Annotated in this window: 24 protein-coding genes; 10 read left to right on the forward strand and 14 right to left on the reverse strand. The window is 60.4% G+C overall.

Annotation, left to right across the window (positions count from 1 at the left end; translation table 11 throughout):
• Position 1: 1 nt before the first annotated feature.
• From K1W69_RS14010 to K1W69_RS14030, 5 genes are all read right to left on the reverse strand, one after another.
• The gene (locus K1W69_RS14010) at positions 2–3,127 is read right to left on the reverse strand and encodes an efflux RND transporter permease subunit (RefSeq protein ID WP_220228943.1); all 3,126 of its coding nucleotides are present in this window, start codon (positions 3,125–3,127) and stop codon (positions 2–4) included.
• Positions 3,128–4,291, reverse strand: a complete 1,164-nt coding sequence (locus K1W69_RS14015) for an efflux RND transporter periplasmic adaptor subunit (RefSeq protein WP_220228944.1) — start codon at positions 4,289–4,291, stop codon at positions 3,128–3,130.
• 111 nt (positions 4,292–4,402) lie between these two features.
• On the reverse strand, positions 4,403–5,446 hold the full coding sequence (locus K1W69_RS14020; RefSeq protein WP_220228945.1) for an aldo/keto reductase: 1,044 nt from the start codon (positions 5,444–5,446) through the stop codon (positions 4,403–4,405).
• Between the two features lie 84 nt (positions 5,447–5,530).
• On the reverse strand, positions 5,531–6,157 hold the full coding sequence (locus K1W69_RS14025; RefSeq protein ID WP_370688242.1) for a transglutaminase-like cysteine peptidase: 627 nt from the start codon (positions 6,155–6,157) through the stop codon (positions 5,531–5,533).
• A 134-nt stretch (positions 6,158–6,291) separates the two neighbouring features.
• Positions 6,292–7,080 carry an alpha/beta hydrolase gene (locus K1W69_RS14030; protein WP_220228946.1) on the reverse strand — a complete coding sequence of 263 codons (789 nt, stop codon included), beginning with the start codon at positions 7,078–7,080 and terminating at the stop codon, positions 6,292–6,294.
• A gap of 214 nt (positions 7,081–7,294) precedes the next feature.
• On the opposite strand from K1W69_RS14030, the gene infC reads away from it, so the two are divergent.
• The 7 genes from infC to K1W69_RS14065 all read left to right on the forward strand — a co-directional run bounded on the left by infC (position 7,295) and on the right by K1W69_RS14065 (position 14,116).
• Complete coding sequence (infC, locus tag K1W69_RS14035) at positions 7,295–7,831, forward strand: translation initiation factor IF-3 (protein WP_220229353.1); 537 nt, start codon at positions 7,295–7,297, stop codon at positions 7,829–7,831.
• Positions 7,832–8,112: 281 nt separating this feature from the next.
• On the forward strand, positions 8,113–8,313 hold the full coding sequence (gene rpmI, locus K1W69_RS14040) for a 50S ribosomal protein L35 (RefSeq protein ID WP_220228947.1): 201 nt from the start codon (positions 8,113–8,115) through the stop codon (positions 8,311–8,313).
• A 24-nt stretch (positions 8,314–8,337) separates the two neighbouring features.
• Entirely contained in the window at positions 8,338–8,739 is a 402-nt protein-coding gene (rplT, locus tag K1W69_RS14045; RefSeq protein WP_220228948.1) for a 50S ribosomal protein L20, read from the forward strand.
• Between the two features lie 137 nt (positions 8,740–8,876).
• Complete coding sequence (pheS, locus tag K1W69_RS14050; protein WP_220228949.1) at positions 8,877–9,959, forward strand: phenylalanine--tRNA ligase subunit alpha; 1,083 nt, start codon at positions 8,877–8,879, stop codon at positions 9,957–9,959.
• A gap of 39 nt (positions 9,960–9,998) precedes the next feature.
• On the forward strand, positions 9,999–12,413 hold the full coding sequence (gene pheT / locus K1W69_RS14055) for a phenylalanine--tRNA ligase subunit beta (protein ID WP_220228950.1): 2,415 nt from the start codon (positions 9,999–10,001) through the stop codon (positions 12,411–12,413).
• 21 nt (positions 12,414–12,434) lie between these two features.
• The gene (locus K1W69_RS14060) at positions 12,435–13,421 is read left to right on the forward strand and encodes a Gfo/Idh/MocA family protein (protein WP_220228951.1); all 987 of its coding nucleotides are present in this window, start codon (positions 12,435–12,437) and stop codon (positions 13,419–13,421) included.
• 92 nt (positions 13,422–13,513) lie between these two features.
• Entirely contained in the window at positions 13,514–14,116 is a 603-nt protein-coding gene (locus K1W69_RS14065) for a nucleotidyltransferase family protein (RefSeq protein WP_220228952.1), read from the forward strand.
• Between the two features lie 4 nt (positions 14,117–14,120).
• Here K1W69_RS14065 and K1W69_RS14070 read toward each other — a convergent pair whose 3' ends face one another.
• Genes K1W69_RS14070 through K1W69_RS14080 form a run of 3 tightly spaced genes read right to left on the reverse strand, consistent with a single transcriptional unit; the run spans position 14,121 to position 17,108 of the window.
• Complete coding sequence (locus tag K1W69_RS14070; protein WP_220228953.1) at positions 14,121–14,570, reverse strand: HPr kinase/phosphorylase; 450 nt, start codon at positions 14,568–14,570, stop codon at positions 14,121–14,123.
• An 8-nt stretch (positions 14,571–14,578) separates the two neighbouring features.
• A complete protein-coding gene (locus K1W69_RS14075) occupies positions 14,579–16,381 on the reverse strand; it encodes a sensor histidine kinase (protein WP_220228954.1) in 1,803 nt (600 codons plus the stop codon).
• Positions 16,382–16,400: 19 nt separating this feature from the next.
• Positions 16,401–17,108 (reverse strand): response regulator transcription factor, encoded by a 708-nt coding sequence (locus K1W69_RS14080; RefSeq protein WP_220228955.1) that lies wholly within the window; start codon positions 17,106–17,108, stop codon positions 16,401–16,403.
• Positions 17,109–17,474: 366 nt separating this feature from the next.
• Between K1W69_RS14080 and K1W69_RS14085 the strand changes: the two genes are divergently transcribed.
• The 3 genes from K1W69_RS14085 (at position 17,475) to K1W69_RS14095 (ending at position 20,240) form a co-directional block, all read left to right on the forward strand.
• Positions 17,475–19,097 carry a phosphoenolpyruvate carboxykinase gene (locus tag K1W69_RS14085; RefSeq protein WP_220228956.1) on the forward strand — a complete coding sequence of 541 codons (1,623 nt, stop codon included), beginning with the start codon at positions 17,475–17,477 and terminating at the stop codon, positions 19,095–19,097.
• A 98-nt stretch (positions 19,098–19,195) separates the two neighbouring features.
• Complete coding sequence (gene arfB / locus K1W69_RS14090; protein ID WP_220228957.1) at positions 19,196–19,630, forward strand: alternative ribosome rescue aminoacyl-tRNA hydrolase ArfB; 435 nt, start codon at positions 19,196–19,198, stop codon at positions 19,628–19,630.
• Positions 19,620–20,240 (forward strand): alpha-ketoglutarate-dependent dioxygenase AlkB family protein, encoded by a 621-nt coding sequence (locus K1W69_RS14095; protein WP_220228958.1) that lies wholly within the window; start codon positions 19,620–19,622, stop codon positions 20,238–20,240. Before arfB ends, K1W69_RS14095 begins: the two co-directional genes overlap by 11 nt.
• Positions 20,241–20,252: 12 nt before the next feature.
• Here the strand turns inward: K1W69_RS14095 and coaA are convergent, their stop codons facing one another.
• Genes coaA through K1W69_RS14125 form a run of 6 tightly spaced genes read right to left on the reverse strand, consistent with a single transcriptional unit; the run spans position 20,253 to position 24,241 of the window.
• Complete coding sequence (gene coaA / locus K1W69_RS14100; protein ID WP_220228959.1) at positions 20,253–21,245, reverse strand: type I pantothenate kinase; 993 nt, start codon at positions 21,243–21,245, stop codon at positions 20,253–20,255.
• Entirely contained in the window at positions 21,238–21,570 is a 333-nt protein-coding gene (locus K1W69_RS14105; RefSeq protein WP_220228960.1) for a phosphoribosyl-ATP diphosphatase, read from the reverse strand. The genes coaA and K1W69_RS14105 overlap by 8 nt, the downstream gene beginning before the upstream one ends.
• A 19-nt stretch (positions 21,571–21,589) precedes the next feature.
• Positions 21,590–22,366, reverse strand: coding sequence for an imidazole glycerol phosphate synthase subunit HisF (hisF, locus tag K1W69_RS14110; RefSeq protein WP_220228961.1), 777 nt, complete (start codon positions 22,364–22,366; stop codon positions 21,590–21,592).
• Positions 22,363–23,106: a 1-(5-phosphoribosyl)-5-[(5-phosphoribosylamino)methylideneamino]imidazole-4-carboxamide isomerase gene (gene hisA, locus K1W69_RS14115; RefSeq protein WP_220228962.1), complete on the reverse strand. Its 744-nt coding sequence runs from the start codon at positions 23,104–23,106 to the stop codon at positions 22,363–22,365. The genes hisF and hisA overlap by 4 nt, the downstream gene beginning before the upstream one ends.
• Complete coding sequence (hisH, locus tag K1W69_RS14120; protein WP_220228963.1) at positions 23,103–23,753, reverse strand: imidazole glycerol phosphate synthase subunit HisH; 651 nt, start codon at positions 23,751–23,753, stop codon at positions 23,103–23,105. The genes hisA and hisH overlap by 4 nt, the downstream gene beginning before the upstream one ends.
• Before the next feature lie 5 nt (positions 23,754–23,758).
• Positions 23,759–24,241 carry a DUF2628 domain-containing protein gene (locus K1W69_RS14125; RefSeq protein ID WP_220228964.1) on the reverse strand — a complete coding sequence of 161 codons (483 nt, stop codon included), beginning with the start codon at positions 24,239–24,241 and terminating at the stop codon, positions 23,759–23,761.

Raw genomic sequence — 24,241 nt, forward strand, 5'->3', positions numbered from 1 at the left:
TTCAAACGCCCGCGCTTTCCAGCTCGCGGTTGAGGCGTTCGGTTTCGTGCGCCTTTGTCTTGGTGAACCTGGCGAAGACAAGATAGGCGACAGGCGTCAAGAACAGCGTGGCGGCCGTGGCCAGGCCCAGACCGCCGACGATCACCCAGCCCAGCGACACGCGCGCTTCGGCGCCGGCGCCGACGGCCAGCACCAGCGGCAGACCGCCGAGCACAGTGGAGATCATGGTCATCATCACCGGTCGCAGCCGGCGGATCGCGGCTTCTTCGATCGCGTCCCGCACCGACCGGCCCTCGTCGCGAAGCTGGTTGGCGAATTCGACGATCAGAATACCATTCTTGGCCATGATCCCGACCAGCAAAACGAGACCAATCTGGCTGTAGACATTAAGGCTGGTGCCCGTGAACCACATGGCGAACACCGCGCAGGCAAGCCCGAGCGGCACCGTGAACATGATGATCAGCGCGCTTATGAAGCTTTCGAACTGGGCCGCAAGCACCAGCAGGACGACGATGATCGCGAACAGGAAGGTCCGTCCGATATTGCCGGACGTCTCGTTGAGCGTCGCCGCTTCAGCCAGTGGTATCACGCGCATGCCGGTTTCCAGATGCGGCGCGGCGATGCTTTCGGCTGCGGTCAGTGCGTCGCCGAGTGAAAAATCCGGATCGAGGCTGGCCGTGATCGACACCGAGCGCATCTTCTGCTCACGGCCGAGCTCCGGCGCCACGGCCATTTCCTCGAGACTTGAAATCGCCGACATCGGCACCGTGCGGCCGTCGCCGGTCTTGAGGAAGATGTTTTCGAGATCCGTCGGGTCGTTGATCGGGTTTCCAGTCGAAATCACCTTGATCTCAACGGCGCGATCCTTGACGAAAACCGTTCCGATGCTACGTCCGTCGAGCATCGCCTGAATTACGGGCGCAAGTCCGTCAATGTCGATGTCGAGCATCGCGGCGCGCTCGCGATCCACGGAGATCAGCAATTGCTGCTGGTTGGTCTCGTAGGAGAGCCGGACGCGGCTGAAGCGCGGATCGTCTTCCATGTCGCGAATGACGGCTTCCGCGGTTTTGGCCAATTGGTCGTAATCGTCGCCGGCGATGGCGAACTGCAATCCGGATCCGGCGCCGCGTATGCCCAGACTGTTGGGCTGAATGGTGAAGGCGCGCAAACCTGGCACCTGCCCCAGCAGGCCATTGACCTCGTTGGCGATCTCCTGCTGGCTGCGCTTGCGCTCCTCCCAGGGGGCGAGGGTCATGACCAGAAAGGCGTTGTTCGCCTTGCCGCCGCGGCCCGCCAGCGAGAACACGTTGAGCGCCTCGCCGCTGTCCTGCAGCGGTTTGACGAGGGCTTCGATCTGCTTGAGGCGCGACGAGGTGTAGTCAAGGCTGACGCCTTGTGGCGCGGTGATCGACAGGATCACGATCGACCGGTCTTCAGGCGGCGTCAGCTCCTGCCTGAGGCCTGTGAAGACCGGATAGGCGATTGCCGCGAGCAGCACGGCGACGCCGATGACGACAATCGGCATTCGCAGGCAGGCGCCGAGCATCTTTGCGTAGATATTCGCGCAGAATGCGCCGAAGCGGGCGATCGGGCCGGGCGCCTCCCGCTTTTCGGCGTCTCGCGGATCCACGGCCTTGAGTAGTCTTGAAGCAAGCATTGGACAAAGCGACAGCGCAACGATGGAAGAGATCAGCACGGCGATCGTCAGCACGAAGCCGAATTCGCGGAAGAGGCCGCCTGTCTTGCCCGGCAGAAACGATATTGGCACGAAGACGGCCGCCAATGTTGCGGTCGTGGTGATGACAGCGAAAAACACCTGGCGCGCGCCGACCACCGCCGCGGCTCTGGGACCAAGGCCGCGATTGCGCTGGGTGACGATGTTCTCGAGGACGACGATGGCGTCGTCGACGACCATTCCTGTGGCCAAAACAAGGGCCAGCAGGGTCAGGATATTGATCGAAAGTCCGGCGAGCCAGATGCCGGCGACCGCGCCAATCAGCGCCACGGGCAGGGTGATCGCCGGGATGATGGTCGCCCGCACATTGAGAAGGAAGAGGTAGATGACGGCGATGACGATGAGTATCGCCAGCAGCAGCGACTTGACCACTTCCTCGATCGAGGCGCTGATGAAGGTCGCGTCGTCGCTGGTAACGCGGATATCGACGTCTGGCGGGAGGACGTCCCTGATCTCGTCGACGGCGGCCCGCACGGCCGTGGAAATTTCCAGCGTATTCGATCCGGCCTGACGCACCACGCCAAGCCCTATGCCCGCCCTGCCATTGGCACGCAGGGTTGAATCGCCGGGATCAGGACCGTAGGAGATAACCGCCACATCCGACAGCTTGGTCTTGTCGGACAGCATGGTCGCATCGAATTCCTCGGTCGAGTCGATCGCGGCGGAGGCGCGCACGACGATGTCCTGGCTGGAACTCGTGAGCGAACCGGCCGGCGCGTCGAAGGCAGCCGAATTCAAAGCCGACGCCAGGTCGCCGACCGTCAGGCCGCGGCTTGCGAGCCGGTTCGGATCGACGTCGATGCGGAAGATCTTGTCGCGATCGCCATAGACATAGACGTCGGCGACGCCCGGAATAGCCGTCAAACGGTCAAGCACGTCGTCCTCGACCAGGATTGTCATGTCCTGGACCGTAAGCGCGTCCGACGTCACGGCAATCCGCATCACCGCCTGGGCGTTGTCGTCCGCCTTGATGACGCGCACTTCGTCGATATCGTCCGGCAGGTCTCTCGAAATGCGGCTGATCGCGTCTTTCAAATCGTTGGCGGCGACATTGATGTCGACGGATTCGTTAAACTCCACGGTCACCCGGCTGCGGCCAAGCGAGGATGTGGACGAGATCGAGCGAACGCCGGGCACGCGTCCGGCGGCGCCTTCGATGCGCGCGGTGATTTCCCTGTCGATGGTTTCCGGAGCAGCGCCGCTATAGTCGGTCCTGACAGTAACAACAGGACTGTCGACCTCCGGCAATTCCCGGATTTCGACGCCAAACAGCGCGGCGACGCCTCCGACGAGAATGAGAAGATTGATGACGGAAGCAAGCACCGGCCGTCGCACGAACAGCGCGGTAAAACCGCCGCTGTCTGTTTTCTTCTCGTTCTCGCTCTTGTCCACCTAGGAGCCTCTGAAAACGGGCGAGCCGGTGTTTCGGGTGATTTCCAGGTCGGACCCCGGTCGCAGGCTCTGCAGACCCTCCGTCACGACCTCGTCGCCTTCCGCGACGTCGCCGGACACCAGCACGTAGTCAGCGTTGCGCTGCAGGATCGACACCGGAACGCGATCGGACTTGCCGTCCTTCACCTTCCAGACATAGGGACCCGAAGAACTCCACTGCACGGCCAGCGGATCGACCGCCGGGAATGTCTCGCCCGGGAATTTGAGGACCACACGAAACGACATGCCGGGCCGCATGCGATCATCCTCGTTTTCAAGAATGGCGCGCACCTGGATCGTGCGGCTCGCCCTGTCGACGCGGCTGCCGACCGTACTGACCTTGCCCTCGATGCGAACGCCAGGCAGGGCAATCGCGGTGACCTCGACCGGCTGGTTCTGCCGTATCTGCAGGCTGAATCGCTCCGGAACCCAGAAATCGAGAAGAATGGATGACCGGTCGTCAATTGTGACTATCTCGGTCTGTTGGGTGACATAGTCCCCGGTTTCCGCCTCGATGAAACCGACAATTCCGTCGATCGGCGCGATGACCGAGCGCCGTCTCAGCGCCAGTTCGGCCTCGCGCAGATCAAGTTCGGCGTTGTCGCGCTCGATCCGTGCGTCGATCAGCTGAACCTGGCTTGCGGCGCGGGCGGTCACGAGCTGTTCGTAGCGTTTGACCTTTTCGTCAGCGACTTCGAACGCCAGCTTCGCCTGATCTCTGGCTATGGACTCGGTGTCGGAATCCAGTTCGGCCAGCAGGTCGCCCGCCTCGACCTTGTCGCCCGGAAGAACCAGAACCGCTTCAAGGATGCCTTCGGAGCGCGGCACCACTTTCACTGACCGGACGGCTTCGCCATCTCCGATCGCGCTGATTCTGTCATTGATGGCCGCGTTACCGACCGTTGAGGTGATGACCGGGCTGGGCTGACCGGCGCCGCGGCGCCGCGCGCCGCTATCCGCCTTTGCGACCTGCCCGTCTCCGCCGCCGGAAATCAGGGCGACGATCGATTGCGGCACTCCGAAGTTTGTCAGTTTGCCGGCGGCCGATGCATCCAGTCTGGCCCAGGCGACAAGCGCAACAAGCAACAGACAAATCAGAAGCAGGGACTGCTTGAACCAGCTCATCTTTTCTCCGAATTGGGGACCGGCTTCCGGCCGGCCGGCCGCCTTGCCCATCATGATAGTGCAAATGCGCGCTTCGACCAGCAGAAAAGCGAAATTAAGGCCTTTGCGGAGTCAGATCGGCCGGGGCTGATCACGATATATTGACTGAATCCCGTCAAGAACCGCGTCGGAAAGGACGGTGTCCGCGGAGTCGATATCGATCTTCAACTGTTGCATGGACGTCGCGCCAATGATGGGAATTGTCGGAAAAGGGCGGGAAAGGCAAAAAGCGATCGCCATCTGCGCAGGATCAAGCCCGTGGCGGGCGGCGACGTCGAGATAGCGCGCAATCGCCGCTTTCGAAACTTCGTGATAGCGCCCGTTCAGGTTTTCCTGGATTGTCATGCGCGATCCGGCCGGCTTCGATCCGTCTGCGTATTTGCCGGAGAGACATCCAGCCGCCAGGGGAGACCAGGCAAGGAGCGTCACATCCTCGAGCACGCTGACTTCGGCAAGATCGAGATCGAACAGACGGGTAAGCAGGTTGTATTCATTCTGGATTGAAGCGATGCGCGGCAGACCATGGCGGTTGCTCGCTTCGATGAACTTCATCACGCCCCAGGCGCTCTCGTTGGACAGGCCGAACGCGCGCAGCTTGCCTTCTTCCGTAAGCCGCGCGACCTCGCCCAGAATATCGGCGACCTCCTGATCCATGTCGCCGACGTTCAGCGTACGCGGATTGTAAGTCCAGTGCTTGCGGAAATGATAGGAGCCGCGATTGGGCCAGTGAAGCTGGTAGAGATCAATGTAATCCGTTTGCAGGCGTTTCAGACTGTCTTCAAGCGCCTCCCTGACAGTCGCCCCGTCGACGCGGCGTCCGTTCCGGACATCGCGATTGCCTTCGCCGGTCACCTTTGTGGCGACAACCAGGCGGTCCCGGTCCGGCCGGCCCTTGAGCCATGCGCCAATGATCTCTTCCGTGCGACCGGTCGTTTCGGCCAGGCGCGGCGTGGTCGGATACATTTCGGCGGTGTCGATGAAGTTGATTCCCTGATCGACACCGTAATCAAGCTGTTCATGACCTTCGGCCTCGCTGTTCTGCGAGCCCCATGTCATCGACCCAAGGCAAATTTCGCTCACGCTCAGGTCGCTGCGACCCAGCTTTTTGTATTTCATCACTGTCTCCGATAGAAATGGAAGCAGGCCGCCAGACGGCGGCGCTTCTTCAGACTGATGGTTATCCGCCGACCTTAGCAGAAATCAGTTGGGAATCGATCCCACCATCAGTTCGTCGCCATTCTCAATGCTGACCCAGCGGCCCGCGTGGAAGCTGGCCTGGCGCTTGAGGTAGGTGTAGGGCGTGTCGATCCAAAGACGCACTTCGTCATCGAGATTGTCGAGCACATAGTCTCCTTCGGCCGTTCTCAGCGTCAGCACTGCGTGACCTTCGCCATTGCGCTTGCGAACCACCGTAATCAGGAGGTCCGAGGCCGGAAAGCCGCGCTTCATCAGCATGGCGCGCTTCTGCAGGACGTAATCCTCGCAATCGCCAAAGGCCCCCGGATAGGACCAGACTTCTTCCCGGCCGTGGATTTCCTGATCCGTCATCGGCATAACGGAATAGTTGACGGCCGTGTTGATTTCCCGAACGACGGACCAGCCATAGGCGGTGACCCGGGGCGGCGACTTTTCAGCCTCCGTGCGACCGCATTCCTCGCGGTGAAGACGGCAGAACTCGTAATGGCCAATCGGCTGAGAGGTCATCCCGCCTTCCAGCATCGATGAATATCCGTGCGGATTGGCGAGTTGCGCCGCCAGCGCCGTTGGCGTCACGTTTGCAATAACAGCCAGGCCGACAACCATTGCATGCAAGAAAAAACGTCCCATAAACGACCGGTCCCCGTACCCCCGCGAACATCGTTAATGAACAGTTAAAGGGAGACACGGCTATTAAGTCAATCTTAAGCATTGGAAACTTCCGGTTATGGTTACCGTAAAAGTTAACAGCGGGAAGTTTTACGTCATCTGCGTGTCATCGCCGCAACAGTTTTCAACATGCGGGCAATGTCCTGAGGCCGGGACAGGCGATGATCTCCGTCGCGAACCAGCGTCAGCACCACATCCTCACCCGGCAGATGGTCCACCAGCCTGAGCGCATGTTCATAGGGAACGTCGGGATCCTCCATCCCCTGAATGATATGAACCGGGCAGCCCGTCTCTATGATGCCCGTGAGCACCGAATTGCTCGCGCCGTCCTCGAAAAGCGCCCGGGTATAAACGTTCGGCTCCGGCCCATAGGGCGTCGGCTCCTCGAAATATCCCTGTGTTTCGAGCGCCTGCTTCTGTGCGTCTGTCAGCAGCGGTTCGTGCAGGGCGCTGGTGAAATCGGGCGCCGGCGCCAGCAGCAGAAGGCCGCTCACACGTTCCGCCTGGCCGGTTTTGCGCAGCTCCTGAAGCATCCGGATCGCGATCCAGCCCCCCATCGAGGAGCCAACGAGCAGCTGCGGCCCGCGCGTAAACGCGTCAAAGACGGCGAGGCTCTCCTCCAGCCAGCGCGATATCGTGCCGTCGATGAAAGCGCCGCCGGATTCGCCATGGCCGGAGTAATCGAAGCGCAAACAGGACATGCCATGCAGTTCGGCGAAACGATCAAGCTCCACGGCCTTGGTTCCCGTCATGTCGGACCGGTAGCCGCCAAGCCAGACAAGGCCCGGAGCCTTTGCCGCCTCGTTCCCCGAGGCGCGATAACGCACTGCAATGCGCCGCGCCTTGTCATCCTGTCCGACCGTCGCCATTTGTAATTGCGTCATTGCGCCGTCCTCCTGAAAGCTGATCGCCGGCCATTGGTGCAGGTTCATCGCCGCGCCGTAAACACCGAACCGCGAAGGGTTGGTGATTTTTTGTCGCGACCGTGCTATTGACTTAATTCAGGTGATGTTGAAAGTGCCGCAACTCGCGGGAGGCGGGTGGGAAAATTCAACAACCTGCCGAACCAAAAACGCAACAGTATGGGAGACTACGACCATTCGCAGACCATTCAGAGCACCGCCGACAACCAATACGGGTCCGCGTGCCAACGATGATATCCGGGCTCCCCGGGTACAACTCATTGATTCAGAAGGAAACAACAGAGGCGAAGTGGATATTGAGGAAGCGCGTTCCGCCGCAACGGAATCCGGGCTTGACCTCGTCGAAATCTCGCCGAACGCCACACCTCCGGTGTGCAAGATCCTCGATCTCGGCAAGCTGAAATATCAGAACCAGAAGAAGGCCGCCGAGGCCCGCAAAAAGCAGAAGACGGTCGAGGTCAAGGAAATCAAGATGCGCCCGAACATCGACACGCACGATTACGACGTGAAGATGAAGGCCATGAACCGCTTTTTCGAAAGCGGCGACAAGGTGAAGGTCACCTTGCGTTTCAGGGGCCGCGAAATGGCTCACCAGCAGCTTGGTATGCAGCTTCTCCAGAAGGTGAAGGACGACACGATCGATATTGCGAAAGTGGAAGCCGAACCGAAACTGGAAGGCCGCCAGATGATGATGGTGCTGGCTCCCCGCTAACCGCCGAGCTATCTGCATCGGAAAACCAATAACGGCAAATGGCCCGCGGAGGCTTGCGCGGGCGGTTTTCTGTCGTTATAAGGCCGCGTCCGAACCGGCCGGCAGGGCATGCCGTGTCGGTTCTGAATGCAAAACACCCTACAGGCGCAGACATCAACCTTTCCGCAAGGAATCGTTTCGGTTTGCGACCGGCCCTAGAGCGCAACGCCGCGCGGGCGACACGGGTATCAAAACAACAGGGCGACGCCGATTGGCTGGCCCGAAAAGAACGGAGAAGCAAAATGCCCAAGATGAAGACGAAGTCTTCCTGCAAGAAGCGATTCAAGATCACCGCATCGGGCAAGGTCAAATCTGCGGCCGCCGGCAAGCGCCACGGCATGATTAAGCGGTCCAACAAGTTCATCCGCGACGCGCGCGGCACGATGGTTCTTTCCGAACCGGACGCCCGCATCGTCAAGAAGTTCATGCCGAACAGCCTCTAAAGCCCGGAACCAGGAGATCACATCATGGCACGTGTCAAAAGGGGCACAACGTCCCACGCCAAACACAAGAAGGTTCTCGCCCAGGCCAAAGGTTTCTACGGCCGCCGCAAGAACACCATCCGCACAGCCAAGGCCGCTGTCGACCGCTCGAAACAATACGCCTATCGCGACCGAAAGGTCCGCAAGCGCAATTTCCGTGCGCTTTGGATCCAGCGCATCAACGCAGCCGTGCGCGAGCACGGACTGACCTATGGGCGTTTCATCGACGGTCTGAACAAGGCGGGCATCGAAGTCGACCGCAAGGTTCTTTCCGACATGGCCATCAACCAGCCGGAAGCTTTCGGCGCGCTGGTCGCAAGCTCCAAGTCGGCGCTGGAATATCTCAAGGACACCACTCCGAACGCTTTTGAAAGCGCTGTCGGCTAAGCCAGCGTTTTCCCGAAGCATCTCATGGACATCAGGGAAACCCGCGCTGGCAGGGCTGGCGCGGGTTTTTATTTGGTTTTCGCAATTCCGGATTATTGATCCGGCCACAGACAGACAAGTTCAACGGATACACGACAATGAGTGACCTGGAAGAACTCGAACGGACCATCCTCGCCGACATCGCCGCGGCCGACAGCGAGCAGGCGATCGAAACGGTCCGTGTCGGCGCACTCGGCAAGAAAGGCACAGTCTCGGAGAAACTGAAGACGCTCGGCGGCATGTCGGCGGACGAGCGCAAGGTGATGGGCCCGGCGATCAACGGAATGAAAGTCCGCATCGCTGACGCCATCGGCGCGCGCAAGCAGGAATTGCACGAAAGGGCGATCGAGGATCGGATTGCAAAAGAAACCATCGATATAACGCTTCCGGTGCGCCAGTCGCCGCTCGAAGCCGGCCGTATCCATCCGATCTCGCAAGTGGTGGACGAAGTGACGGCGATCTTCGCCGATATGGGCTTCTCGATCGCCGAAGGTCCGGACATCGAAACCGACTATTACAATTTCACGGCGCTGAATTTTCCCGAAGGCCATCCGGCGCGCGAGATGCACGACACGTTCTTTTTCAACCCCGACGAAAAGGGCGAGAGAAAGGTTCTGCGCACCCATACGTCTCCGGTCCAGATCCACACGATGGAGAAGCAGGCTCCGCCGATCCGGATCGTCATCCCGGGCAAGACCTATCGCTGCGACAGCGACGCCACGCACTCGCCGATGTTCCATCAGCTTGAGGGTCTTGTGATCGACACGGCTTCGAACGTCGCGAATCTGAAATGGGTGCTGCAGGAATTCTGCGCCGAGTTCTTCGAGGTGCCGTCGCTGAACATGCGGTTCCGGCCTTCCTACTTCCCCTTCACGGAGCCGAGCCTCGAACTTGACATTCAATGCGATCGCTCCGGCTCGGAAATACGCTTCGGGCAAGGCGACGACTGGATGGAGATCCTCGGTTGCGGCATGGTCAATCCGAACGTGCTTCGCAATGTCGGCCTTGATCCGGACGTCTACCAGGGGTTCGCCTGGGGGATCGGCATCGACCGGCTTGCAATGCTCAAATACGGCATGCCGGATCTGCGCGACTTTTTCGACGCCGATGTCCGCTGGATGTCGCATTACGGCTTCCGGCCGCTGGACATGCCGACGCTGTTTTCCGGCCTTTCCAGCTGATCCCGCCTTTGACCTTTTGAACGTATTACGGACAGTCCGATGAAATTCACCCTTTCCTGGCTCAAGGACCATCTCGAAACGGACGCGACGCTCGAACAGATCGTCGAAACGCTGACCATGATTGGCCTCGAGGTCGAGCATGTCGATGACCGCAAGGCCCTGAGCCCGTTCGTCGTGGCCCGCGTGATCGAGGCCCGTCAACACCCGGACGCAGACCGGCTGCAGGTTCTTACCGTCGAAACCGGTTCGGGCTCGCCGGTGCAGGTTGTGTGCGGCGCGCCCAACGCCCGGGCTGGCCTCGTCGGCGCCTTCGCGCCGCCCGGAACCTATGTGCCCGGGATCGATCTGACCTTGTCCGTCGGCAAGATCCGGGGCGTTGAAAGCCACGGCATGATGTGCTCGGAGCGCGAGCTGCAGATGTCGAACGAGCATGACGGCATTATCGACCTCGACAGCGATGTCGAGATCGGTTCGAGCTTCGCCTCATTCGCCGGCCTCGACGATCCCGTTCTGGAGATTGGCCTGACCCCCAACCGGCCGGATTGCACAGGCGTGCGCGGCATTGCCCGCGACCTTGCGGCGGCGGGTCTCGGCGTGCTCAAGGACGGCGATACGCCGCCGGCGGGCGGGGAAGGACCCTGTCCGGTGAATGTTACACTTGATTTCGGCGATACTGATGCGTTGTGTCTCGGATTTGCGCTGCGCGGCGTCAGCGGCGTCAAAAACGGTCCGAGCCCGCGCTGGATGCAGCAGCGCCTGAAGGCCATCGGACTGCGGCCGATCAATGCGCTGGTGGACATTACAAACTACGTCACGTTCGACCGCGGTCGTCCGCTTCACGTATTCGACAGAGCGAAGGTCAAGGGCGACCTCGTTGTCCGGCGCGGCCGCGAGGGCGAGACGGTAGAAGCCCTGGACGGCGGCAAGTACGAGGTCAATGACGATGTCTGCGTGATCGCGGACGACAATGGCGTGGAATCCATCGCCGGCATCGTCGGGGGCGAGGTGACCGGCTGCGACGAGAACACGACCGAAGTGCTGATTGAATCGGCTCTGTGGGACCCGATGAACATCGCCCGCACTGGCCGTGATCTCGGCATTATTACCGATGCTCGGTATCGCTTCGAACGCGGCGTCGATCCGGCCTATATGGTGGAGGGCATGGAGCTTGCAACACGCCTTGTCCTTGAAATGTGCGGCGGAAACCCGTCGAAACCCATTGTGGCGGGATACAGTGAACCGGAACGCAAGATTATCCGGTTCCCGGTTTCCGAGATAAAGCGGCTGACGGGTCTCGACATTCCGCAGTCGGAATCGATTTCGATCCTCGGCAAGCTTGGCTTCGAGAGCCAGGGCGAAGGTGACGTCTTGGACGTCGCGGCGCCCACATGGCGCCCCGACATCGACGGAAAGGCCGACCTCGTCGAAGAGGTGATGCGCATTCACGGCATCAACATGATCGAAGCAGAAGCCCTGCCGCGCACCGGCAGCGTGAATACGCGGATCCTGACGACGCTGCAGATCCGGACCCGCAAGGTGAAACGCGCGCTGGCCGGCCGCGGCATGATGGAAGCCGTCAACTGGTCCTTCATCTCGGTGCAGGAGGCCGCCCTGTTTGGCGGCGGCCAGGCCGAACTGAAACTCGCCAATCCGATTTCGGCGGAAATGTCGGACATGCGCCCGTCCTTGCTGCCCGGATTGCTTGCCGGGGCGCGGCGCAACGCCGACCGGGGACATGGCGACATCGCCCTGTTTGAAGTTTCCGACATCTACAAGGGCGATGCGTCCGGCGAACAGCACAGGGCCGCGGCGGGCTTGCGGACCGGTTCGGCCGGCATGGAAGGCGCCGGAAGGCACTGGCGCAAGACGACGTCCGCCGTCGATGCCTTCGACGCAAAAGCAGACGCAATGGCGGCCCTTGAAGCCTGCGGCGCGCCCGTCGGCAACCTGCAGGTCGAGCGAGGCGCGCCCGCATGGTATCATCCCGGCCGCTCCGGCGTTATCAAGCTCGGCCCGAAAATGACGCTCGGCGCCTTCGGTGAATTCCATCCGAAGACGCTGGACGCAATGGGCGTTTCCGGCCCGGTGTGCGGATTCGAGATACTTGTCGACGCTCTGCCTGAACCCAAGCGCAAGGCGACCCGCACCAAACCGCCGCTCGATCTGTCGGCGTTCCAGACCGTGCATCGCGATTTCGCGTTCGTTGTGGACAAAACCGTCGCGTCCGGCGAAATTCTCAAGGCGGCCGAGGCAGCCGACCGAAAGATGATCACGGCCGTGAACCTGTTCGACGTGTTCGAGGGCGCATCGATCGGCGAGGGCGCCAAGTCGATCGCCATCGAGGTCGAAATCCAGCCACGGGAACGCACGCTGACGGAAGCGGAAATCGACGCCATCGCCGACAAGATCATTGACAACGTCAAGTCGAAGACGGGCGCCGTGCTGCGAGGCTGACAAATACGGGAGGAACGCGTCATGTTTCGATGGGGTATATTGTCGACGGCTAAGATTGCGCGCGAGCATGTGATGCCGGCCATTCAGGATTCTGACAACGGCGTCGTCTCTGCGATTGCAAGCCGCGACGAAGCGAGGGCAAGGGCGCTTGCCGACCGGATCGGCGCCAAGCACGCCTTCGGCTCTTACCAGGCGCTGCTCGATTCCGACCTTGTTGACGGCGTTTATATTCCGCTGCCGACGAGCCAGCATATCGAGTGGAGCCTCAGGGCCGCGGAAGCCGGCAAGCACGTGCTGTGCGAAAAGCCGATCTCGTTGCACGCCGACGAGATCGACAAGCTGGTTGAAGCGCGCGACCGGTTGGGCGTCATGATCTCTGAGTCTTTCATGGTCTTTTACCACCCGCAATGGACCAAGGTGCAGAGTCTGATCGCCGACGGCGCCATTGGCGCATTACGACAGGTGCAGGGGGCGTTCGCCTACTACAACACCGATCCGTCGAATATGCGCAACCAGGTAGCGCTCGGCGGCGGCGGCTTGCCGGACATCGGTGTCTATCCGACCGTTTCCACGCGCATCGCGACGGGCATGGAACCGGTGCGCGTGCGGTCCACCGTCACGCGCGATCCAAGCTTTGGAACCGATGTCTACGCCAACGTCTCGGCCGATTTCGGTGATTTCAATCTGGATTTCTACTGTTCAACGCAGATGGCGCTTCGTCAGCATATGGTGTTCCATGGTGAAGAGGGCGCGATAGAAGTCCATGCGCCATTCAACGCCGGCACTTATGGCCACGCCGTCGTCACGCTGCACAATCAGGATCATACCGGCGCGGAAGTGTTTCGATTTTCGGGCGTCCAGCAATATCGCAACCAGGTCGAAACTTTCGTTCGGGCTATCGGCGGCAGCGGAGAGGCGCTGTTTTCGCTCGAAAACTCGAAGCTGAACCAGAAGCTTATCGACGCCGTCTACCGGGCGGCGGAGCACGATGGCTGGGAGACGGTCTGAGGCGGCTTGTATGCGCACCGTCGCAGACGCATAATCACCGTGACGCGTGATTCGCCGGGCGACGAATCGGAAATCCACACAGGGGATTATGCGTGAGCCATTTGCGCTATGCCGGCCTGTCCCATGAAGAACAATGTGCGGCGCTGCTCGACATCGCGCAAAAGGATCCACTCCTCCATGAAGCGCTGGCGATTGCGCGCAGCATGCAGCTTCCGCAGTGGCGTATCGTATCGGGCGCCGTCTACAACACTGTGTGGAACCATCTGACCGGAAAGCCTTCCGGCTATGGCGTCAAGGACATCGATCTCTTTTACTACGATGCGAGAGACATTTCGTGGAAGGCCGAGGATACGGTTATCCGCCGCGGATCGATTCTCTTTGCCACGCTGCCGGTGCCGGTGGAGATCCGCAATCAAGCCCGGGTCCACCTCTGGTACCGCGAGAAATTCGGTGAAACGTTTACTGCGCTTGCAACCGGCGATGAGTCGCTCGGTCGATTCGCGTCAAAAACCCATGCAGTCGGTCTTCGTCTGGACGCCGACGATCAGGTCGACCTCTACGCGCCATTTGGCCTCGATGATGTCTTTTCGTTCAGGATCACGCCCAACAGGGCCACCAACAACCGTAAAACCCACGAAAAGAAGGGCGAGCGGGCGAAACGGCTGTGGCCAGAGGTGAGCGTAGTGCCCTGGTGAGGAGTCAGGGTCGGATCAGACGGTCATTGAGAAAGGCCTCGATGAGGTCAAGAGGCCCTATCATCCGGTCGGCGACCATGAACAGCAACGGAAGAGCGACGCCCGGCAACGGCTCGAAAAACTGTCGTTCCGGCAGCCTTTCGCTCTCTTGCGCATCCACCGCCCTTATCGCGACATGCATCACCGCCTGCGGCAGATGCTCGACGCCGACTATTCCGGAGCCGCGAATTTCCATGAGCCCCGCTATCTCGGGAGGCGAGGAGGCGATGAGTCGTTGACCGGCCTCTTCCACGATGACGCGGTCGTCAGCGACCAGCGCCGCGAAGCGCCCGCGGCTGCAGGCGTCGAGAAGACACTGGCGCGCCAGGTGAGATTTGCCGCTTGCGGGCGGACCGATGATCAAGAGTCCCGTTTCACCGGTAACGATCGCCGTTGCGTGGATATTCCGGCTCATTTGGCCAGTCAGATCCGTTCGGCCGGAAGCTTGACGATGAAGCGGGCGCCGAGGACTTCGCCGGTCTTGCCATCGATCATGTTTTCGGCCTTGAGCGTGCCGCCATGGGCTTCGATGATCTGACGGCTGATGGAAAGGCCAAGTCCGGAATTCTGACCAAAAGCCTCGCCCTCCGGCCTGTCCGTATAAAAGCGGTTGAAAATATTTTCGATGTTCTCCACGCCGATGCCAGGACCATTGTCCTCGACGAGAATGATGCAGCTGTCCTTGCGACGCTGCAGCCTGATGGTGATGCGCCCATCTTTTTCAGGCACGAAGGATCGCGCATTGTCGATGAGATTGGTGACGACCTGGCCGATGCGCAGATCATGACCATTGACCCGAAAGCGGTCCTTCGGCGCGTTCTCAGGCTCTATCTCCAGATCAATCTCGACTGTTTTCGAGCCTTTTGAAATCTGTCTCGATATCAGCACGAGGTCCTGCATGAGTTTGCTCAGATCTACCGGTTCGGCGTCCTGGCGCGCGAGTTCGGCGTCGAGGCGCGAAGCGTCCGATATATCACTGATCAACCGGTCGAGGCGGCGCACGTCATGCAGGATGATTTCGAGCAATCTCGCCCGCGACGCGTCGTTCTTGACGAGCGGCAGCGTCTCGACGGCGCTGCGCAGGGACGTCAGCGGATTCTTCAGTTCGTGGCTGACGTCGGCCGCGAAGCTCTCGATCGCCTCGATCCTGTCATAGAGCGAATTGGTCATGTCGCGGATAGCGGCGGACAGATTGCCTATTTCATCCTGTCTTGCCGAAAAATCCGGAATTTCTTCGCGGATACTGACGCCTCTGCGCACCCGCTGCGCCGCGTCGGCCAGCCGGTGAAGCGGATTGGCGATCGTGCCGGCGAGCAGGAGCGACAGCAGAATATTGACGGTCGCGGCGACAATGAAAACCCGGAGAATCGCTATGCGTTCCGCCCGGATGATCTTGTCGATATCGCCGGCCTGGGTCGACAGCAGCAAGACGCCGAGCACGGCGCGAAACCGCTGCACTGGCACCGCGACAGAAACAATCAGTTCGCCCTTCTCGGTCGACCGGACCACTGCGCTGCGTCCGCCGGTCAACGCGGTCAGCACCTCAGGATAGAGCGATCCGTCAGCGCCCGGCTGTTCTTTGTAGACCGGCATATCGGCCCGCTGGATCAACCGGTTCAAAAAGGACATGAAGCGGTCAGTGATATTCAGCTGCTCGTCGTCGAGCGGCGGCAGTTCATACCGCAAAATCTGACCGCGGGAATAAAGGTGTTGCGAATCGAGTATCAGGCTCGCGTCGCGGTCGTAGATGCGCGCGCGCGTCCGGGTCGGCGAAATCAGCCGTCTGAGCACCGGGGCCACGCGTTCCGGATCGATCGGAAAATCCAGATTGTCTAGATCATTGCCCGGCGAGATTGTTTCTCCGGCCTGCAATTCCAGCAGTTTCTGGGGATCGATGGTGATTGCGTCGGTCTCCACGCTGACCGATCCCGCAATTGCGGCCGCTATGATCTCGCCCTGCGTCAGCAGGCTTTCCACCCGCGCGTCGATCAGGCCGTCGCGGAACTGGTTGAGATAGAGAATGCCCGACAGCAGGACCAGCAAGGCTGCAAGATTGAGAAATATGATGCGGCGCGTGAGACTCGAAAACATCGCCCGGCCAAAGACCCTGCGCAGAATCGAAAACGGCCGCGACCACCCGCGCCTGCCTGGCTCGGCTGCGTCTTCGTCCGCCGGCGCGGGAACAGTCCGGGGAGAAAGTTTGCTGTGGTCGATACCTGCCGTCATGTTTCGGCCGAAACCGTTCTCAATCCTCCCGGAATCGGTATCCGACGCCGTAGAGCGTTTCGATCATGTCGAAATCGTTGTCCACCATCTTGAATTTCTTGCGCAGCCGTTTGATGTGGCTGTCGATGGTGCGGTCGTCGACATAGACCTGTTCATCGTAGGCCGCATCCATCAAAGAGTCACGGCTTTTCACCACGCCCGGCCGTTGCGCCAGGGCATGAAGAATAAGGAATTCGGTGACAGTAAGCGTGACCGGACGGTCCTTCCAGGTGCAGGTGTGCCGCTCCTGATCCATGACGAGCTGTCCTCGTTCGAGCGAGGCGCTCTCCGTCGGGGTCGAGCGGGTCGCCGCCTGTCCTTCCCGGCCTGCCGCGCGGCGCAGAATAGCCTTGGCGCGCTCGACCAGCAGACGTTGCGAAAACGGCTTGGTGATAAAGTCGTCGGCGCCCATCTTCAGACCGAACAATTCGTCGATCTCCTCGTCCTTTGAGGTCAGGAAGATGACCGGGATGTCGAGTTTCTGGCGCAGCCGGCGCAGCAGCTCCATGCCGTCCATGCGCGGCATCTTGATATCGAGAATAGCGAGATGCGGCGGATGCGCCACCAGGCCCTCAAGCGCGGAGACGCCATCGGTATAGGTCTCGACGCGATAGCCTTCCGACTCCAGGGCGATGGACACAGAGGTCAATATGTTTCGATCATCATCGACAAGCGCGATCGTATGCATGCGGTATCTCCGTCTTTTTTAAGGCTCGACCATCCGCCGGTTTCGGCCAGTGCGTGCCGCCAATCGGGCTCTCATGGGGGCAAAGCTAGAACAAATTGTGGCGAGGCGCCATGGAAAGTGCGCCGTTGTCGTCTCAGGCCTTGTCTTTCCTTGGACGACCAGCGCTCTGCAAAACCCGGATTTCAACAAATTGCTGCGCTGCAACGCGATTTATAAACCGATTTAAAAATTTTCACAGAATTTTAAATCGATTAATAATCTGAATTTATTGTATTTTTTGCGAATTCAATGTTGATTGTCGAAAATTATCTCCCTATGTTCCCGAAACTTTTTAAACGGGAACTCAACGACGGCAAGGCGACCATCATGCAGAAAAATGCAGGCGAAAGTGGACAGCGCAATCCATCGGCCGGAATCGAAAGCACTGGCCTGAAGAATCTCGGTCACGTGTATTACAACCTCGTTGAGGCCGAGCTTTACGAGAGATCGCTGAGGCGCGGCGAAGCGTCGCTCACTGCCCACGGGGCGCTGTGCGCCAAGACCGGACAGCACACCGGCCGGTCGGCGCAAGACAAATACATCGTCTGCGACGACGCAACCGAGAGCCAGATCTGGTGGGACAACAACAAGGCCCTGTCGCGCGATCATTTCGACGCTCTGCACGCCGATTTCCTCGCCCACGCGGAAGGCAAGGACCTCTTCGTCCAGGACCTGATCGGCGGCGCTGATGAAGCCAACGCCCTGCCGTCTCGCGTCATCACGGAATTCGCCTGGCATTCGCTGTTCATTCGCAATCTCCTCATTCGTCCTGATCGCGACGCGCTTGAAGATTTCGTTCCCAAATTGACGATCATCGACCTGCCGTCCTTCAAAGCCGATCCGGAGCGTCACGGCTGTCGAAGCGAAACCATCATCGCGGCCGACCTCATGCGCGGGATCGTGCTGATCGGCGGCACGTCCTACGCCGGCGAGATGAAGAAATCCGTGTTCACGGTGCTCAACTACCTGCTTCCCGAACGCGGCGTAATGCCCATGCATTGCTCCGCCAACCAGGGACCGGACGGCGACACGGCGGTATTCTTCGGACTTTCCGGAACTGGAAAGACCACGCTTTCGGCCGACCCGGCGCGCACCTTGATCGGCGATGACGAGCATGGCTGGGGCGAAGACGGCGTGTTCAACTTCGAGGGCGGCTGCTATGCCAAGACCATCCGTCTTTCTGAAGAGGCCGAACCGGAAATCTTCGCCACGACCCGGCGCTTCGGCACGGTTCTGGAAAATGTCATTCTCGACGAAAACCGAGTTCCCGATTTCGACGACGGTTCGTTGACGGAAAACACGCGCTGCGCCTATCCGCTTCACTTCATTCCGAACGCAAGCGCCACCGGAAAGGCGACCAAGCCTTCCAATATCGTAATGCTGACAGCGGACGCCTTCGGCGTGCTCCCGCCGATCGCAAAGCTGACGCCCGCTCAGGCCATGTATCATTTCCTGTCCGGCTACACGGCCAAGGTCGCCGGCACCGAAAAAGGCGTGACCGAACCCGAGGCGACCTTCTCCACCTGTTTCGGCGCGCCTTTCATGCCGCGCCATCCATCGGTCTACGGAAATCTGCTGCGGGATCTGATCGCCCGGGAGAATGTCGATTGCTGGCTGGTCAACACCGGCTGGACCGGCGGAGCCTACGGGACCGGCAGCCGTATGCCGATCAAGGCGACGCGCACATTGCTCACCGCCGCGCTCGACGGCTCCCTGAACCAGGCCGAATTCCGGCGCGATCCGAATTTCGGCATACTCGCGCCTGTCGCGGTTCCGGGCGTTGACAGCAGCATTCTCGACCCGCGGTCGACCTGGGCAGACAAGCAGGCCTATGACGAACAGGCCCGCCGTCTGGTGGACATGTTCACAGGCAATTTCGAAAAGTTCGAATCGCATGTCGAAAGCGACGTGCTTGGCGCCGCGCCCGGAATGCTGGAAGCCGCCGAATAAGGTAAACAAACGCCGGAATAATCACAGCCGCGGATTCCGGTCCGCGGCTTTTTTGCGTGGTTTCGCAAGACTGCTTTCTGCTGTAGTGAGAACCCGCCATGGCCAGCGAAACGCTCTACATAAACCGGACGATCAGAATCGAAGGGTGGGAACTCGTCGAACAGTTCGTTCGCGCATCCGGACCGGGCGGGCAAAATGTCAACAAGGTTTCGAGCGCCGTGCAATTGCGGTTCGACGTCCGGAATTCGCCGTCCCTGCCGTCGGCGGTCAAGGACCGGCTGACGCGGCTGGCCGGGCGGCGGCTGACCAAGGACGGCGTGCTGGTGATCGAGGCGGATCGCCATCGCACCCAGGAACGCAATCGGGAGGACGCCCGCGAAAGGCTCAAGGCGCTGATCCTTCGGGCTGCTGCGCCGCCGCCGCCAAAACGCGTGCCGACCAAACCAACGCGCGGATCGGTCGAACGGCGGCTCAAGGCGAAGTCTGAACGGTCCCGGACAAAAAGTCTGCGAGGCAATGTCAATGACGATTGACCGTCTGCCCGACGGCGTCGACTATCATCCGGGCTGGCTGGACGCCGCCGCCCAGACGGCGCTGCTTGAAGACATCCGCGCGGTTGTGGCGCAAGCTCCGCTTTTCACGCCAAGAATGCCGCGCACCGGAAAGCCGATGCATGTTCGCATGAGCAATTGCGGCGCGCTTGGATGGGTCACGGACAAGGAAGGCGGCTATCGCTACCAGACGACCCATCCGGAGACCGGGCGTCCCTGGCCGCCAATGCCGGAAATGCTGCGCGAACTCTGGAACCGGTTGTCCGGCTGCAAAGCGCCAGCCCAGGCGTGCCTCATAAACTTCTACGAAGCGGACGCCAAAATGGGACTGCATCAGGATCGCGACGAAAAAACCTTTTCCGCCCCGGTGCTTTCGGTGTCGCTTGGCGACGATTGCCTGTTCAGGATCGGCGGTTTGACAAGAGGCGGGCCTACGCAATCCCTGAGACTTGCAAGCGGCGACGTGATCCAGCTCGGCGGTGAGTCGCGGTTGCGCTACCACGGCGTCGACCGGATCTATCCCGGAACATCCATGCTGATGAAGAAGGAAGGCAGGATCAATCTCACCCTGCGCCGGGTGGACCCGGTCTGAACAGTCGCCCGTTCACAGTTTACGCAGCGCCACCTGTTTCGTGAGATGGTCGGCGCCTTTCTGCAGGATCAGGTCAGCCCGCGGCCGCGTCGGCAGAATGTTTTGCTTGAGGTTTTTCAGGTTGATGTTCTCCCAGAGCCCGTTGGCGATCGCCAGCGCCGTTTGCTCGGAGACAGCCGCATAGCGGTGGAAGAACGAATCTGGATTTGTAAAGGCAGTGTCGCGCAGGCGCATGAACCGGTCCACATACCATTTGTGGATCAGGTCCTCCTGCGCATCGATATAGATCGAAAAATCGAAGAAATCGGAGACGAAGGGAACAATCTTGCCGTCTTCGGGCAGATCGCGCACCTGCAGCACGTTGATACCCTCGAAAATCAGGATATCCGGCCGGTCGATCTCTATGTGTTCATCCGGAATCACATCATAGATCAGGTGGGAATAGACCGGCGCCTTGACATTCGGCCGGCCAGCTTTGATGTCGGCGAGAAACTTCAGAATCGTGCCAACATCATAGCTTTCCGGAAAACCCTTGCGTTCCATCAGACCGTCGCGGCGCAGAACGGCGTTGGGATGCAGAAAGCCGTCTGTGGTGATGAGATCGACCTTCGGCTTGCCCGACCAGCGCGCCAGCAGTTCCTTCAGAATGCGGGCGGTTGTTGACTTTCCGACCGCCACCGAACCGGCGATGCCAATGATGAACGGTGTTTTCGTGGCGTCTGGCACGGACAGAAATTTCCTGCGCTGTTCGAAGAGCAGGCGCGATGCTTCGACGTGTGAATAGAGCAATCGCGAAAGCGAGAGGTAGATCCGGCGCACCTCGTCGAGATCGACCGGATCGTCGATCGAACGCAGCCGGTCGACTTCGTCTTCTGCGAGCGTCAGCGGCGTGTCGGCCCTGAACTTCGCCCATCTATCGGCGGTGAAGACCCTGTAGGGCGAATATTCGCTGCCATCCATATGGTCGAGCGATTCACCGGGTTGTGGGGAAATCTGCTTATCCATGGCTACTGGCTTTACGGTTCGCCTTTTCCTGAACTCCGGTTTGCGAGCGCCTGTTTTCGAGTTCGGTCATCACCTCGTCGACGCCAACGCCGGCGATCCTGAGGACAACGAGCAGATGATAGAGCAGATCGGCGGATTCCCCGATCAAGGCCTTGCGATCACCGGAAACGGCGGCGATAACCGCTTCCACGGCCTCCTCGCCAAGCTTCTGGGCCGCTTTTTCCTGGCCCGCTGCGACCAGCCGCGCCGTCCAGGAATCCCGTTGCGACGCCTCGGCGCGCTCCGCTATGACTTTTTCCAGTTCGTCGAGTGTAAATCCGGACATCGCCAACTCCGTTGCGCGCTCAGTCGAGACGCATGGGGATCCCAGCTTCGGCCATGTGGCGCTTGGCTTCACGAATACTATAGGTCCCGAAATGAAAAATCGAGGCGGCAAGCACCGCCGTCGCGTGGCCTTCCAGAACGCCTTCGGCCATATGATCGAGGGTTCCGACGCCGCCTGAGGCTATCACCGGTACGGACACCGCATCGGCGACGGCGCGCGTCAGGGGAATATCGAAACCGCTTTTGGTGCCATCGCGGTCCATGGATGTAAGGAGGATTTCGCCGGCGCCGAGATCCACAACCTTGCGGGCGAAACCGATGGCCTCGATCCCGGTCGGTTCACGACCGCCATGAGTGAAGATTTCCCAACGATCCGCCTCGTTCTCGCCGCTCACCTTCTTGGCGTCAATCGCCACGACGATGCATTGATTGCCGAACTTGTCGGCGGCTTCGGCTACAAATTCCGGGTTCTTCACGGCCGCCGTATTGATAGAGACCTTGTCGGCGCCGGCAAGCAGCAATTTGCGTATATCGGCGACCGTCCTCACACCGCCGCCGACTGTCAGCGGCATGAAACACTGTTCGGCGGTGCGCGCAACGACATCGTAAATCGTATCGCGATTGTCGGACGAGGCGGTAATATCGAGGAAACAGAGTTCGTCGGCCCCGGCCGCGTCATAGACGCGCGCCTGTTCGACCGGGTCGCCGGCGTCGATGAGATCGACAAAGTTGACGCCTTTGACGACGCGCCCGTCTTTCACGTCGAGACAGGGAATGACGCGTGCTTTCAGTGTCATGACTCAATCCCTGCGACGGTTTCGAGCATGGAAAGGGCTTCAGCCGGATCGATGCGGCCGTCATAAAGGGCGCGACCGGAGATCGCGCCTTCGAGGACGGCGGCGTCTGCTCTGGTCAACCGTTCGATGTCGTCCATCGACGCCAGGCCGCCTGACGCAATCACCGGGATTGCGACGCTTGCAGCCAGCTCCAGCGTCGAATCCCAGTTGATGCCTGCAAGCACGCCGTCCCGGTCGATATCCGTGTAGATGATCGCTGCGACGCCCGCGCCCTCGAATTGTTTCGCAAGTTCAATCGCGCCCAGTTCGGACGCTTCGGCCCAACCCTCAACGGCGACCTTGCCGCCCCGCGCGTCGATGCCGACTGCGATGCGTCCGGGAAACAGTCGGCAGGCCTCTTTGACGAGATCCGGATCGCGGACCGCGACGGTTCCGAGAATGACGCGGGCAAGGCCCTTGCCGAGCCAGGCCTCGATGTGGCCGATGCTGCGGATGCCTCCCCCAAGCTGCACGGGATTGGACGTCGCCTTCAGGATGGCGTCGACCGCCGCCCCATTGACGCTTTCGCCCGCGAAGGCTCCATTGAGATCCACCACATGGAGCCATTTGAAGCCCTGATCCTGAAACCGGCGAGCCTGCGCGGCCGGGTCGGTGTTGTACACCGTCGCGCGGTCCATATCGCCAAGCTTGAGACGAACGCAAACGCCGTCCTTCAGATCAATGGCCGGAAACAGGATCATGGAGACCACCTCAGAAAATTCGCGATCAGTTTCAGCCCGAGCATCTGGCTCTTTTCGGGATGAAACTGGGTTCCAGCCATATTGTCACGGGCTACGATCGCCGTGACCGGACCGCCATAGGAGGTATCGGCCACGATGTCCTCCGGGTTCTCCGAGTCGAGGAAATAGGAGTGGACGAAATAAGCGTGCAGACCATCGGAACCAGTCGGAACGCCTTCCAGAAGCGCATGGCCGCGGCGGACTTCCAGGGTGTTCCAGCCGATCTGGGGTATCTTGAGGGTCGGATCCTGCGGTTCCATGATCCTGACATCGCCGGCAATCCACCCGAATCCGTCTGTCACGGTCTTTTCCAGTCCGCGGGCAGCCATGAGTTGCATGCCGACGCAGATACCGAGAAACGGTCGCGTAGCCGTGACAACGGCTTGTGTGAGCGCATCGTCCATACCGGCGATCGCCGCAAGACCATTGCGACAGTCGGCAAAAGCTCCGACGCCGGGCAGAACGACGCGATCGGCGATCGCCACCACTTCCGGCCGGTCGGTCAGAATGATTTCGGCGTCTGTTTCTGTTTCACGGGCGGCCCGTTCGAAAGCCTTGACGGCCGACCGAAGATTGCCCGATCCGTAATCAATAATGGCGACTTTCATGACCGTCAGCCGTCCATGTCCAGCAAACCGAGCGCTGGACCCGACGACGTACTTTTTCTGGGGAGTGGTTGCGTCGGCGGCAAGGGCGCTCTTTCAGGTGGTCTCTCAGACAACGAGGATTGCTCCATGCCGGCGAAATAGATCTCCTCTGCCGTCGCAAGATCCGGCGCGTCGACAACGCCGCGGCAAGTCCATCCCCGGCGTTCGCGCCCGGCAATGCGCATCGCGTTGCCCTCAAGCGCCACGTAGACAGAAACCAGCAGCGAGGCCAGGACGAACAGAAGATCCCATTGCGGCAGACCGCCGGAGGCGATCGCCAGACCGACGGAGACCAGCAGGACGACAGCGGCGTGAAACCACAATCGGTGCCAAAGCAGCCAGAGAAATGGCAAGATCAGGGCGATGAAGGCGAATCCATCCCGGATGAAAACGGCGCCTTCATCGAACCGGGACGCCTCCGGAGGCGTCAGAACCACATAGCTTGTCAT

The organism is Flavimaribacter sediminis (genome assembly GCF_019492055.1).
Lineage (GTDB): Bacteria > Pseudomonadota > Alphaproteobacteria > Rhizobiales > Rhizobiaceae > Flavimaribacter > Flavimaribacter sediminis.

What these genes read in the sequence shown, in the direction of transcription:
- K1W69_RS14015 (WP_220228944.1), bottom strand. Translation starts at nt 4,291, where the DNA reads ATGAGCTGGTTCAAGCAGTCCCTGCTTCTGATTTGTCTGTTGCTTGTT.
- K1W69_RS14020 (WP_220228945.1), bottom strand. Translation starts at nt 5,446, where the DNA reads ATGAAATACAAAAAGCTGGGTCGCAGCGACCTGAGCGTGAGCGAAATT.
- K1W69_RS14025 (WP_370688242.1), bottom strand. Translation starts at nt 6,157, where the DNA reads ATGGGACGTTTTTTCTTGCATGCAATGGTTGTCGGCCTGGCTGTTATT.
- K1W69_RS14030 (WP_220228946.1), bottom strand. Translation starts at nt 7,080, where the DNA reads ATGACGCAATTACAAATGGCGACGGTCGGACAGGATGACAAGGCGCGG.
- rpmI (WP_220228947.1), top strand. Translation starts at nt 8,113, where the DNA reads ATGCCCAAGATGAAGACGAAGTCTTCCTGCAAGAAGCGATTCAAGATC.
- rplT (WP_220228948.1), top strand. Translation starts at nt 8,338, where the DNA reads ATGGCACGTGTCAAAAGGGGCACAACGTCCCACGCCAAACACAAGAAG.
- pheS (WP_220228949.1), top strand. Translation starts at nt 8,877, where the DNA reads ATGAGTGACCTGGAAGAACTCGAACGGACCATCCTCGCCGACATCGCC.
- pheT (WP_220228950.1), top strand. Translation starts at nt 9,999, where the DNA reads ATGAAATTCACCCTTTCCTGGCTCAAGGACCATCTCGAAACGGACGCG.
- K1W69_RS14060 (WP_220228951.1), top strand. Translation starts at nt 12,435, where the DNA reads ATGTTTCGATGGGGTATATTGTCGACGGCTAAGATTGCGCGCGAGCAT.
- K1W69_RS14070 (WP_220228953.1), bottom strand. Translation starts at nt 14,570, where the DNA reads ATGAGCCGGAATATCCACGCAACGGCGATCGTTACCGGTGAAACGGGA.
- K1W69_RS14075 (WP_220228954.1), bottom strand. Translation starts at nt 16,381, where the DNA reads ATGACGGCAGGTATCGACCACAGCAAACTTTCTCCCCGGACTGTTCCC.
- K1W69_RS14080 (WP_220228955.1), bottom strand. Translation starts at nt 17,108, where the DNA reads ATGCATACGATCGCGCTTGTCGATGATGATCGAAACATATTGACCTCT.
- K1W69_RS14085 (WP_220228956.1), top strand. Translation starts at nt 17,475, where the DNA reads ATGCAGAAAAATGCAGGCGAAAGTGGACAGCGCAATCCATCGGCCGGA.
- arfB (WP_220228957.1), top strand. Translation starts at nt 19,196, where the DNA reads ATGGCCAGCGAAACGCTCTACATAAACCGGACGATCAGAATCGAAGGG.
- K1W69_RS14095 (WP_220228958.1), top strand. Translation starts at nt 19,620, where the DNA reads ATGACGATTGACCGTCTGCCCGACGGCGTCGACTATCATCCGGGCTGG.
- coaA (WP_220228959.1), bottom strand. Translation starts at nt 21,245, where the DNA reads ATGGATAAGCAGATTTCCCCACAACCCGGTGAATCGCTCGACCATATG.
- K1W69_RS14105 (WP_220228960.1), bottom strand. Translation starts at nt 21,570, where the DNA reads ATGTCCGGATTTACACTCGACGAACTGGAAAAAGTCATAGCGGAGCGC.
- hisF (WP_220228961.1), bottom strand. Translation starts at nt 22,366, where the DNA reads ATGACACTGAAAGCACGCGTCATTCCCTGTCTCGACGTGAAAGACGGG.
- hisA (WP_220228962.1), bottom strand. Translation starts at nt 23,106, where the DNA reads ATGATCCTGTTTCCGGCCATTGATCTGAAGGACGGCGTTTGCGTTCGT.
- hisH (WP_220228963.1), bottom strand. Translation starts at nt 23,753, where the DNA reads ATGAAAGTCGCCATTATTGATTACGGATCGGGCAATCTTCGGTCGGCC.
- K1W69_RS14125 (WP_220228964.1), bottom strand. Translation starts at nt 24,241, where the DNA reads ATGACAAGCTATGTGGTTCTGACGCCTCCGGAGGCGTCCCGGTTCGAT.